Annotated in this window: 9 protein-coding genes; 5 read left to right on the top strand and 4 right to left on the bottom strand. The window is 72.5% G+C overall.

What is annotated here, in order from left to right; all coding sequences use genetic code 11:
• Nucleotides 1-243: 243 nt before the first annotated feature.
• Both NQU54_RS47125 and NQU54_RS47130 read right to left on the bottom strand, forming a co-directional pair.
• Nucleotides 244-1,434: a lipid-transfer protein gene (locus NQU54_RS47125; RefSeq protein WP_257636416.1), complete on the bottom strand. Its 1,191-nt coding sequence runs from the start codon at nt 1,432-1,434 to the stop codon at nt 244-246.
• Nucleotides 1,431-1,880, bottom strand: coding sequence for a Zn-ribbon domain-containing OB-fold protein (locus tag NQU54_RS47130; RefSeq protein ID WP_102933730.1), 450 nt, complete (start codon nt 1,878-1,880; stop codon nt 1,431-1,433). The genes NQU54_RS47125 and NQU54_RS47130 overlap by 4 nt, the downstream gene beginning before the upstream one ends.
• A 140-nt stretch (nt 1,881-2,020) precedes the next feature.
• Between NQU54_RS47130 and NQU54_RS47135 the strand changes: the two genes are divergently transcribed.
• The 4 genes from NQU54_RS47135 (at nt 2,021) to NQU54_RS47150 (ending at nt 6,080) form a co-directional block, all read left to right on the top strand.
• Nucleotides 2,021-3,091: an ABC transporter ATP-binding protein gene (locus NQU54_RS47135; RefSeq protein ID WP_167500238.1), complete on the top strand. Its 1,071-nt coding sequence runs from the start codon at nt 2,021-2,023 to the stop codon at nt 3,089-3,091.
• Between the two features lie 91 nt (nt 3,092-3,182).
• The gene (locus tag NQU54_RS47140) at nt 3,183-4,364 is read left to right on the top strand and encodes an ABC transporter substrate-binding protein (protein ID WP_257636417.1); all 1,182 of its coding nucleotides are present in this window, start codon (nt 3,183-3,185) and stop codon (nt 4,362-4,364) included.
• Between the two features lies 1 nt (nt 4,365).
• Nucleotides 4,366-5,211 carry an ABC transporter permease gene (locus NQU54_RS47145; RefSeq protein ID WP_257636418.1) on the top strand — a complete coding sequence of 282 codons (846 nt, stop codon included), beginning with the start codon at nt 4,366-4,368 and terminating at the stop codon, nt 5,209-5,211.
• A gap of 56 nt (nt 5,212-5,267) precedes the next feature.
• Nucleotides 5,268-6,080, top strand: coding sequence for an ABC transporter permease (locus NQU54_RS47150; RefSeq protein ID WP_069871476.1), 813 nt, complete (start codon nt 5,268-5,270; stop codon nt 6,078-6,080).
• 7 nt (nt 6,081-6,087) lie between these two features.
• Here the strand turns inward: NQU54_RS47150 and NQU54_RS47155 are convergent, their stop codons facing one another.
• Nucleotides 6,088-6,888, bottom strand: coding sequence for a M15 family metallopeptidase (locus NQU54_RS47155; protein WP_069871553.1), 801 nt, complete (start codon nt 6,886-6,888; stop codon nt 6,088-6,090).
• 451 nt (nt 6,889-7,339) lie between these two features.
• Nucleotides 7,340-9,772, bottom strand: a complete 2,433-nt coding sequence (locus NQU54_RS47160) for a glycoside hydrolase family 31 protein (RefSeq protein WP_257636419.1) — start codon at nt 9,770-9,772, stop codon at nt 7,340-7,342.
• 218 nt (nt 9,773-9,990) lie between these two features.
• Here NQU54_RS47160 and NQU54_RS47165 point away from each other — a divergent pair, with 218 nt between their 5' ends.
• Nucleotides 9,991-12,009: an acetoacetate--CoA ligase gene (locus NQU54_RS47165; protein ID WP_257636420.1), complete on the top strand. Its 2,019-nt coding sequence runs from the start codon at nt 9,991-9,993 to the stop codon at nt 12,007-12,009.
• The last annotated feature ends 235 nt before the right edge of the window (nt 12,010-12,244 follow it).

A 12,244-nucleotide genomic window follows, 5' to 3' on the forward strand; every position in this document is an offset into this window, starting at 1 on the left:
ACCTCACCCGGGGCGGGCCGCCCCGGTCCTCCGTGCTGGGTCTTTTCGAGCGTGCGGATGCATCGGAATCGCCCATGGGGGGTGAGCGTCGAGAAAGCCTGCGCGCGGCGACGCCGACTGACACCGCAGCAGTGTTCACCGGGGGTCAGGGGGCGTCAAGGTGATGGACGGCAACGGTGTTCGTGACGACCGTAAGGACGTCGCGCCGGTATCGGGGCACGCACGGGCACCTCCGAGCCTCTCTCAGCGGACCGCGACGACCGACGAACCGTGCCCGAACAGCCCCTGGTTGACGGTGATTCCGGCGCTCGCCCCCGCCACCTGCCGCTCGCCCGCCTGCCCGCGCAGCTGCCAGGTCAGCTCGCAGACCTGGGCGATGGCCTGCGCCGGGACCGCCTCCCCGAAGGACGCGAGCCCCCCGCTCGGATTGACCGGGATCCGCCCGCCCAGCGAAGTGGCCCCCTCGCGCAGCAGCTTCGCGGCCTCCCCGGGCCCGCACAGCCCCATGTCCTCGTACCACTCCAACTCCAGGGCGGTGGACAGGTCGTACACCTCGGCCAGCGACAGATCCTCCGGTCCGAGACCCGCCTCCTCGTACGCGGCCCGCGCGATGGAGGGCCGGAACGGGTCGGCGGCGGGGGAGCCCGGCGGGGCGGAGTCGGTGGCGATGTCCGGCAGATCCAGCGCGGTGCGCGGATGGGTGGGGGAGACCGACGAGACGGCGCGGATCCGGACCGGGCGGCTCATCCCGAGCCGCAGCGCCGTCGCCATGCTGCCGAGCACCAGCGCCGCAGCCCCGTCGGAGGTCGCGCAGATGTCCAGCAGCCGCAGCGGATCGGCGACCACCGGGGACGCGGCGACCTCCTCGGCGGTGACGGGGGAGCGGTAGCGGGCGTACGGATTGGCGGCGCCGGCCGCCGCGTTCTTGACCTTCACCCGCGCGAAGTCCTCGGCCGTGTCGCCGTACATCGCCATCCGGCGGCGCGCCCAGAGCGCGAAATAGGCGGGGTTGGTGGCGCCCAGCACCCGGAAGCGCAGCCAGTCGGGATCGTCCGGCCGCTCACCGCCGGCGGGGGCGAAGAAACCCTTGGGCGCCGCGTCGGAGCCCACCACCAAAACGGTGTCCGCCATCCCGGACAGAATCTGGGCGCGGGCGGTGTCGATGGCCCGCGCACCGGACGCACAAGCCGCGTACACGCTGGTGACGCGGGCGCCCTGCCAGCCCAGCGCCCGGGCGAAGGTCGCGCCCGCGACCTGCCCGGGATAGCCGCAGCGCACGGTGTTGGCGCCCACCACGGACTGGATCGCGGACCATTCGAGCCCGGCGTCCGCGAGCGCGGCGCGCGCCGCCTTCGTGCCGTACTCCACGAAGCCGCGGCCCCATTTCCCCCAGGGGTGCATCCCGGCGCCGAGCACCGCCACCTCACCGGTCATGACGCCTCCCCGGGGACGGGCCGCCAGTGCCAGGTGGTGAGGGTGCGCCCGCCCTCCTCGGCCAGCACCCCGGGCACCACCTCGACCTCCATGCCGACGGCCAGATCGGCCACCGTGACCCCGGGGGCGCCCTGCCCCAGCACCACCATCCGCTCGGCGGCCAGCTCCACGGCGATCAGGGTGTACGGCTGCCAGGCGCGCTCGGGGTCGGACGGATAGGGGGCGGGCGGCCGGTAGCGGCCGTCGGTGAAGGACCACACCCGGCCGCGCCGGGACAGCGGCACCTCTTCCAGTTCGGCGCCCGCGCAGCCCGGGGCGCGGCAGAAGGCGTCCTCGCGCGGGAAGTACACCGCGCCACAGCCCCGGCAGCACGTCCCCAGCAGCCGGAACTCCCCGCCCTCGCCGGAGAACCACCCGTCGACCACGGGCACTCGTGTGGGGGACACGGCCCCTCCCGATACCTCGTAACTGACGATGTGTCAGAAGTGTGGCACGGGGACCGTATCGCGCGTAACCCCGGTACAGTGACCGCGATCACGGGCCGCGATCACGGGTCTGATCAGCCGAAGGGCGAGGGGAGCGGTCGATGGCGGAGACGGAGACCAGGACGCGGACCGGGACCACGACGCGCACGGCCGTCCGGCTCGAGGCCGTCACCAAGGACTTCGGGGCGGTGCGCGCGGTGGACGCCGTCGATCTCACCGTCCACGAGGGCGAGTTCTTCACCCTGCTCGGCCCCTCGGGCTCGGGCAAGACCACTCTGCTGCGCCTGGTCGCGGGCTTCGAACAGCCCACCGCCGGCCGTATCGAACTCGCCGGACAGGACGTCACCGCGACGCCCCCCAACCGCCGCGATGTGCACACCGTCTTCCAGGACTACGCGCTCTTCCCGCATATGAGCGTCGAGCAGAACGTCGCCTATGCCCTGACCGTGCGCGGTGTCCGCAAGGCCGAGCGGCTCGCCCGCGCCCGCGAGGCGCTGACCACCGTACGGCTGGACGGCTTCGCCTCCCGCGGCCCCGCCGAGCTCTCCGGCGGCCAGCGCCAGCGCGTCGCCCTCGCCCGCGCCCTCGTCGACCGGCCCGCCGTGCTGTTGCTCGACGAACCGCTCGGCGCGCTCGACCTAGCGCTCCGGCAGGAGATGCAGACCGAGCTCAAGGAGCTCCAGCGGACCACCGGTATCACCTTCCTCCTGGTCACCCATGACCAGGACGAGGCGCTGACCATGAGCGACCGCATCGCCGTGGTCCGGGACGGCCGCATCGAGCAGACCGGCCCGCCGGTCGAGGTCTACGAACGCCCCGCCACCGCCTTCGTCGCGGGCTTCGTCGGCACCACCAACCTGCTGCGCGGCGAGGCCGCGGTCCGCGTCGTGGGCCGCCCCGGCACCTACTCCATCCGGCCCGAGCGGATCCTGCTCACCGACCCCGCCGAACCGCCCGCCGCGGCCTCCGCCGACGGCCGGCGCACCGTCACGGGGCGCATCACCGATATCGTGCACGCCGGGGCGCACACCCGCTTCACCATCGCGCTTCCGCACGGCGACCGGCTCACCGTGCACCGCCAGAACCTGACCGGACTGCCCCAATCCGCCCGCCCGGACGGTGAGATCGGGCTCTCCTGGGACGAGCGGGACGCCTTCCCCGTACCGAGTTGACCTTGTCATTGCCGACGGCACCCTGGCGGGGGCATACCACCCGCCCGATACTGGCCGAGCCTCAAGTGCCAAGTGGGACGAGGAGGACCGGATGCGGAAACGGAAGACGTCTGCCTGGAGGTCCGCGGCCGCCGTCTGCGCGCTGCTGCTGACCGCCGCCGGGTGCGGCTCCGGCGACGACGACGGCAAGGGCGGCCACGCACCCGACAAGCTCGGCAAGGGCGAAGGCGAGGTCAACATCATCGCCTGGGCCGGCTACGCCGAGGACGGCTCCAACGACCCCGAGGTCGACTGGGTCCACCCGTTCGAGAAGAAGACCGGCTGCAAGGTGAACACCAAGACGGCCGGCACGTCCGACGAGATGGTCTCGCTGATGAAGACCGGGCAGTACGACACGGTCTCCGCCTCGGGCGACGCCACCCTGCGCCTCATCGCCTCCGGCGACGCGGCCCCCGTCAACACCAAGCTGGTCCCCAACTACAAGGACGTCTTCCCGGCCCTCAAAAACCAGCCGTTCAACTCCAAGGACGGCCGGATGTACGGCATTCCGCACGGCCGGGGCGCCAACCTCCTGATGTACCGCACCGACAAGGTCACCCCCGCCCCCGACTCCTGGCGCGCCGTCTTCGACGAATCCGCGCGCTACGCGGGACACGTCACCGCCTACGACTCGCCCATCTACATCGCGGACGCCGCGCTCTATCTGATGCGCGCCAAGCCCTCCCTCGGCATCGAGAACCCCTACGCGCTCGACCAGAAGCAACTCGACGCCGCCGTCGCCCTGCTGAAGAAGCAGCACAAGGCGGTGGGGGAGTACTGGAGCGACTACCAGAAGGAGATCACCGCCTTCAAGGGCGGCGACAGCGTCATCGGCACCACCTGGCAGGTCATCGCCAACCTCACCAAGGCCGAGAAGGCCCCGGTCAAGGCGGTGCTCCCCAAGGAGGGCGCCACCGGCTGGTCCGACACCTGGATGGTGTCGGCCAAGGCCGAGCACCCCAACTGCGCCTACAAGTGGCTCGACTGGATCGTCTCGCCCAAGGTCAACGCCCAGGTCGCCGAGTACTTCGGCGAGGCTCCGTCCAACCGTAAGGCGTGCGCCGAGACCTCCGCCCCCGACCACTGCGCGATCTTCCACGCGGACGACGAGAAGTACTTCCAGCGGGTCCACTTCTGGACCACGCCCATCAAGGAGTGCCTCGACGGCCGTAAGGACACCACCTGCACCGACTACGCCCAGTGGACCAGGGCCTGGACGGAGGTCAAGGGCTGAGATGCCCGCCGCGCCCACCCCAGGCTCGCGGCTGCGCCTCACCGCGCTCCTCGCACCGCCCCTGCTCTGGCTGACCCTGGCCTATCTGGGCTCGCTCGCCATCCTGCTGCTGTCGGCCTTCTGGGCCACCGACTCCTTCACCTCCGACGTCGTCCACACCTGGAACACCGACAACTTCCACGAGCTGCTGACCACCCCCGTCTACCGCACCATCGCCCTGCGCACGCTGTCCATCGCGGTCGCCGTCACCGTCATCGACGCGCTCCTCGCCCTGCCCATGGCCTTCGTCATGGCGCGGATCGCGGGCCGGCGCTGGCGGCGGCCGCTGCTGGTCGCCGTGCTCACCCCGCTGTGGGCCGGCTATCTGGTCAAGGCGTACGCCTGGCGGGTCATGCTCGGCGAGGACGGCGTCGTGGGCGCCGCCCTCGCCCCGTTCGGACTGCATGGACCGGGCTACGGCACCACCGCCGTCATCGTCGTGCTCGCCTACCTCTGGCTGCCCTACATGATCCTTCCGGTGTACGCGGCCCTCGAACGGCTCCCCGAGCGGATGCTGGAGGCATCCGCCGACCTCGGTGCCGGAGCCTGGCGGACCCTGCGCTCCGTCGTCCTGCCCGCCGTGCGCCCCGCCGTACTCGCCGGATCCGTCTTCACCTTCTCGCTCAGCCTGGGCGACTACCTCACCGTGCAGATCGTCGGCGGCAAGACCCAGCTGCTGGGCAATGTCATCGCCGCACAGGTCACCCTGGACCTGCCGATGGCCGCCGCGCTCTCCGCCGTACCCGTGGTCCTCATCGTCTGCTATCTGGCCGCCGTACGCCGTGCGGGCGCCCTGGACTCGCTCTAGCCGCTCAGTCGCTCCAGTCGTTCCAGTCGTTCCAGTCGTTCCAGGAGGTGGTTGCATTGCGCGTGTCGCGCACCGCCCGAGTGATCCTCGGCTGTGTCACCGCGGCCGGTCTCGCGATCGTCTACGTCCCGCTGCTGCTGGTCCTGCTCAACTCCTTCAACGCCGACCGCTCCTTCGGCTGGCCGCCCAGCGGCCTCACCGGCCGCTGGTGGCGGGCCGCCCTGCACAGCGACGGCGCCCGCGAGGCCCTGCTCACCTCGCTCAAGGCCGGACTCGCCGCCACCGCGATCGCCCTGGTGCTCGGCACCCTCGCCGCGTACGCCGTCCACCGCCACCGCTTCTTCGGGCGGCGGACCGTGTCCTTCCTGCTCGTCCTGCCGATCGCGCTGCCCGGCATCGTCAGCGGCATCGCCCTCAACGCCGCCTTCCGCACCGTCCTCGACCCGATCGGCGTCGGCTTCGGCCTGTTCACGGTGGTCGTCGGGCACGCCACCTTCTGCGTGGTCATCGTCTTCAACAACATCGGCGCCCGGCTGCGCCGGATCGCGCCCTCCCTGGCCGAGGCTTCCGCGGACCTCGGGGCGCGCTCCTGGCAGACCTTCCGGTACGTCACCTTCCCCGCGATGCGCTCGGCGCTGTTCGCGGGCGGGCTGCTGGCCTTCGCGCTCTCCTTCGACGAGATCGTCGTCACGACCTTCACCGCCGGGCCCGGCACCCGCACCCTGCCCATCTGGATCTACGAGAACCTGGCCCGCCCCCACCAGGCCCCCGTCGTCAACGTGGTCGCCGCGCTGCTCATCGTGGTGTCCGTGGTGCCCGTGTACATCGCCCAGCGGCTGTCCTCGGACCCCGCGGGCGGACGGCTGTGAAGCCCGCTCAGCCGGTCAGCGAGCGGCGCGAGACCGGAAAGTCGAAGTAGGTGTCCGGGAACAGCTCCGGCTTGTAGGTGTAGTGCCACCACTCCTCGGCCAGATTGACGAACCCCAGCTTCTCCAACGTCCCTTTGAGCAGCAGCCGGTTGGCCCGCTGTGCGCCCTTGATCCGCGGGTCGAGCGTATGCGAGAGCGTGTCGAAGCAGTCGTATCCGGTGCCCATGTCCACGGAGTTGTCCGGGAAGCGGTCCTTCTTGGCCGCGTAGCAGGGCACCAGCTTCTCGCCCGGCACATAGGGGCGGGTGGGCAGCGCGGGCAGCCGCACGATCGTCAGATCCATGGTGCTGCCCCGGCTGTGCCCCGACTTCTCGGCGATATAGCCGTCCTCGAACAGCCGGGTCTTGTCGACCTCCGGGTAGAACTCGCCCTTCATCCGCTGGTCGCCCAGGTCCTTGGCCCACTCCACGAAGTCGTTCACCGCGCGCTGCGGCCGATAGCAGTCGTACACCTTCAAGGTGTAGCCCTGCCGCAGCAGTTGACGCTGCGCCTGATGCAGCGCCTCGGCGGCCGGGCGGGTCAGAAGGCACATCGGCCGGCGGTAGCCGTCCACCGGATCGCCGGTGAAGTTGTGCGGTGTGAAGTAGCGGATCTCCTCCAGGATCGTCGGATCGACGTCCCTGAGAGCCACGAACTCCTTCGGGGCCTTCGGCTCCGGCTTCGCCTGCGCCGGGGCGGACGGGGCGACGGCCAGCAGAGCGGCGACGGGCAGGGCGAGCGCACGCAGCGCGGCGGCGAGTCTTGGCATGCCCATCACTTATCCCACCCCCGGAAGCGAAAACAAGCCCATGGACACGAGCCCGCGTCGCGGGGTATCCGCCGACGCCCGCACCGTGGGCCATCCGCTGATGCCCGTGGCGCCGGGCTTACGCGCGGATCGCCCGCACCCCGCCCGACCGGCCCGCCCGCACGTCCCGTCGGCGCCCGCTTCCGCGCCGGGGCGCGCCGTTTCCGCCGTGGCCCTCTTCCGCCCTCGCCCGCGTCCGCCGGGGCGCGCGGACCGGACGGGCCGTAGCGGGACGGCCCCGCCCGGCGGGCTCGGGGGAGGCGGCCATACGGCGGCTCACCCGGCTTCCGCAAGGGGGATCCGGCAAGGCACCCACATGGCGGCGGATCCGGCAGGACACGCTCACCCCGCTCGGGCCCGCGCCGCATCCGCCATGCCGCCGAGGCGAGCGGCATCCGGCGCGACGGGTCCCTCAACTCGTGCGCCGCGGCGGCTTGCCGTCCTCCGGCGGGGCCTCGCCCCGCACCCGCACCGGGTACCCTACCTCGCCGCCGTCCTCGCGCTCGATCGTCACCGCGCCGTCCCGCAGCCGGGTGGCGAAGCGCAGCAGCTCCGGCTTCTTCCAGCCGTCGCCCGTGTCCACGGCCAGCGTGCCCGCGCCCGCGCCCTTGCGCCCCTGGCACGGTGTCCACACCTCCAGCTGCACCCCGCCGTCCGGCCCCGTCACCGGCACCACAGAACCGGCCCGGGCCAGCACCGGGATCCCCGAGAGCGGGGCGTCCAGGACCACCTTGCCGGGGCCGTGGTACGCCCGGCCGGTCACCGTGTCGTACCAGCGGCCGCGCGGCAGCCGGACCGGCCGCTTGCGGGCGCCCTCCTCCAGCACCGGCGCCACCAGCAGCGCGTCCCCCAGCAGAAAGGCGTCCTCGCAGTCGCGCAGCGCCCGGTCCTTGGGCGTCCGCCACCACACGGGCCGCACATACGGGGCGCCGGTGCGCGCGGCCAGCTGCGCCAGCGTCGTGAAGTACGGCAGCAGCCGCCGGCGTTCGCGCAGCGCCGCCGCCGCGTGCTCCAGCACCTCCGACCCGAACTCCCACGGCTCCCGCCGCCCCGCCGAGATCGCCGAATGGGTGCGGAACAGCGGCAGATACGCGCCCAGCTGGAACCAGCGCAGATACAGCTCCGGCGACGGAAAGCCGGTGAAGCCGCCGATGTCGGGCCCCGAATACGGCACCCCGGACAGCCCCAGCCCTATCACCAGCGAAAGCGAGGCCCGCAGCCCCGCCCAGCCCGTGGCCACATCGCCGGACCAGCTGCCCCCGTACCGCTGAAGCCCCGCCCACCCCGAGCGGGAGAAGAGAAACGGCCGCTCGTCGGGGCGCAGCTCGCGCAGGCCCTCGTAGCCGGCCCGCGCCATCGCCAGCCCGTAGACGTTGTGCGCCTCGCGGTGGTCGCCGCCCCGGCCCTCCAGGGCGTGCCGGGCCGAGCGTGGCAGCGTGGTCTCGCCGAAGGCGGCGAACGACACCGGCTCGTTCATGTCGTGCCACACCCCGGAGAAGCCCTGCGCCAGCCGCTCCGCGTACAGCCCGCCCCACCACTTGCGCGCCCGCGGATCGGTGAAGTCGGGGAAGACCGATTCGCCCGCCCACACCACCCCGCGGACCTCACGGCCCCGGGCGTCGCGTACGAAGACGTCCTCCGCCGCCCCGCCCTCGTACACCGCGTTGCCCGGCTCGGCCTTCACCGCGGGGTCGACGATCGACACCAGCCGCACCCCGTCCTCCAGCAGCTCGGCCGCGAGCCCCGGCAGATCGGGAAACCGCGCGCCGTCCACCGTGAACACCCGGTGGCCGACGAAGTGGTCGATGTCCAGATGCAGCGCGGACAGCGGCAGCTCGCGCTCCCGGTAGCCCGCCGCCACCCGCCGGACCTCCTCCGCGTCGCGGAACCCCCACCGCGCGTGGTGATGGCCGAGCGCCCACCGCGGCGGCACCGCCGGGGCGCCGGTCAGTGCCGTCCAGCCGTGCAGCACCCGCGCCGGGGTGCCCACGATCACCCAGTAGCGCAGCGGGCCGCCCTCCATCCGCGTCCGGCAGCCACCGGGCCGGTCGTGGCCCGAGCCCGCGCCCTCCTCGCCCTCCCGCAGGGTGACCGTGCCGTCCCAGGAGTTGTCGTGGAACACCAGATGGGTGCCCGCGTCGGCCACCACCAGCTGCACCGGCATGGTCAGATACAGCGGATCGTCGCCCGGCTCGAAGCTGCCGCCCGGATCGGTGTTCCACAGCCGGTACACCCCGTCCCGCAGCCGGGGCCCCGACGCCCGTCCACCGAGCCCGAAGAACCGCGCGTCCGCGGCCACTTCGGACCGCTGGAGCCAGCGCGCGCCCTCCCCGCCCAGCCCCGGCTCCGCCGGACCCGGCGCCCCGGCCGGCTCCCACCAGCGCGGCGGCAGATCCCGCCGCAGCACCACCCCGCCCGGGGTGCGCACCTCCACCGTGCCGTTCCGCGACACCGTCACCGTGACCCGCTCGGACACCACCCGCCAGCCGCCACCGGTGTCCGGCTCCAGCTCCGCCCGCTCGTCCGCCTCCGGACAGGGCCCGTCCAGCGCGTACGACGGCTCCGGCTCGGCCCCGTCCCAGCCGCAGAACACCGCCCCACCCGCGGTCACCCGCACCCGCAGCGAGGACCGGGCGAACCGCACCACCCCACCCCCCGGCTCCGGCTCCGCCCCTTGCACCTCACCCGGCACCCGGGCAAGCTCGGTACCCCGGCGGGGCAGCCCGACCGCGTCGGCACGCCGACGCCGCCACGCCGAACGCAGTGACCGCAGCCCCCGCGCCGTGCAGACCACCTTCACCGACCGCACCAGCTTCTCCGACCGCACCAGGTCACGCGCATCCATACTGATCAGCCTGCCATTGCCGACACCCGGCGGGGACATGGTTCAACTGCCGTTCACCTGTGGTCCCCGCACATGATCCCGGCCTGTGATGTGGAGTGGCGCCCCTGGTGCGGGAGTCGATCACATGGCATCGTCCTGACCGGACGCATACGAGACGGATGTGCGACCCACGGACACACGCGGACACATCCGACGCGGACAGCCGGGAGCCGAGACCCATGACCACCGCAGCGCAGCCCGACCACCGGCCACACCCCCTGTGGCAGCCCGGCACGGACCGGATCGCCCGGTCCCGGCTGACCGCCTTCCACGCCTGGGCGGCCGAGCGCCACGGCGCGCCCGCGCCCGGCCCGGACGACCCGACCGCGAGCTACGCCGCGTTGCACCGCTGGTCGGTGGAGGACCTGGAGACCTTCTGGCGGGCGGTCGCCGAATGGTTCGAGGTGCGCTTCGCCACCCCGTACGAACGGGTGCTCGCCGACGCCGCCATGCCCGGCGCCCGCTGGTTCCCCGGCGCCACTCTCAATTACGCCGAGCACGCCCTGCGCGCCGCCGAGGACCCCGCCCGCGCCGACGAGCCCGCGCTGCTGTACGTCGACGAGATCCATGAGCCCCGCCCGGTCAGCTGGGCCGAACTGCGCGGCCAGGTCGGCGCGGTCGCCGCCGAGCTGCGCCGCCTCGGCGTCCGCCCCGGCGACCGGGTCAGCGGCTACGTCCCCAACATCCCGCAGGCCACCGTCGCCCTCCTGGCCACCGCCGCCGTCGGCGCCGTCTGGACCTCCTGCGCCCCCGACTTCGGCGCCCGCAGCGTCCTGGACCGCTTCCAGCAGGTCGAACCGGTGGTGCTCTTCACCATCGACGGCTACCGCTACGGCGGAAAGACCCACGACCGCACCGCGACCGTGTCCGAGCTGCGCGCCGAGCTGCCGAGCCTGCGCGCGGTCGTCCACATTCCGCTGCTGGGCACCCCGGCCCCTGAGTCCGCACTGGCCTGGGACGACATCGTCCGCGACGCGATCGATCCGGTCTTCGAACAACTCCCCTTCGACCACCCCCTATGGGTGCTCTACTCCTCGGGCACCACCGGCCTGCCCAAGGCGATCGTCCAGTCCCAGGGCGGCATCCTGCTCGAACACCTCAAGCAGCTCGGCCTCCACTGCGACCTCGGCCCCGACGACCGCTTCTTCTGGTACACCTCCACCGGCTGGATGATGTGGAACTTCCTGGTGTCCGGGCTGCTGGTCGGCGCCACCGTGGTCCTCTACGACGGCAGCCCCGGCCATCCGGACACCGCCGCCCAGTGGCGCGTCGCCGAGCGCACCGGCACCACGCTCTACGGCACCTCCGCCGCGTACGTCATGGCCTGCCGCAAGGCCGATGTCCACCCGGGCCGCGACTTCGACCTCTCCCGGGTCAAGTGCGTCGCCACCACCGGCTCCCCGCTGCCGCCCGACGGCTTCCGGTGGATCCACGACGAGGTGGCCGAGGACATGTGGATCGCCTCCGTCAGCGGTGGCACCGATGTGTGCAGCTGCTTCGCCGGCGCCGTGCCCACCCTCCCCGTCTACATCGGCGAACTCCAGGCCCCCGGCCTCGGCACCGACCTCCAGGCGTGGGACCCGCAGGGCCATCTGGTGATCGACGAGGTCGGCGAGCTGATCGTCGCCCAGCCCATGCCCTCGATGCCGGTCCGCTTCTGGAACGACCCCGACGGCAGCCGCTACCGCGACAGCTACTTCGAGATGTTCCCCGGCGCCTGGCGCCACGGCGACTGGATCACCCTGACCTCCCGCGGCACCGTGGTCATCCACGGCCGCTCCGACTCCACCCTCAACCGGCAGGGCGTCCGCATGGGCTCCGCCGACATCTACGAGGCGGTCGAACGACTCCCGGAGATCCGCGAATCCCTCGTCATCGGCGTAGAACAACCCGACGGCGGCTACTGGATGCCCCTCTTCGTCCACCTGGCCCCCGGCGCCACACTCGACGAAGACCTCCTGACCCGCATCAAGACCACCATCCGCACCCAACTCTCCCCCCGCCACGTCCCCGACGAAGTCATCGAGGTCCCCGGCGTCCCCCACACCCTGACCGGCAAACGCATCGAGGTCCCCGTCAAACGCCTCCTCCAGGGCACCTCCCTGGACAAGGCGGTCAACCCGGGCTCGGTGGACAACGTGGAACTGCTGCGCTACTACGAACGCCTGGCCAGGGAGAGGGGCGGGACGGGGGCGTAAATCTCCAGTCCTTCCGGTGCTTAGGAGCCGCCGGGGGTGAGCCCTACCCCGCACCCTCGGCCGGTCGAGGAACGTTGGGGGCGGACCCGTACCTTCCAGCCCCTCCGGCGTTTGAGGAGCGGGGTCCCGGGGCGGAGCCCCGGCGGGGGTTCGGGGGCGGAGCCCCCGGAACGGGGTCTGGGGCGCAGCCCCGGCGGGGCCCGGGGCGGAGCCCCGGTTCGGGAAGGGGCGGGGG

Source organism: Streptomyces malaysiensis subsp. samsunensis (assembly GCF_024519315.1).
In the GTDB taxonomy this organism is placed as follows: domain Bacteria; phylum Actinomycetota; class Actinomycetes; order Streptomycetales; family Streptomycetaceae; genus Streptomyces; species Streptomyces malaysiensis.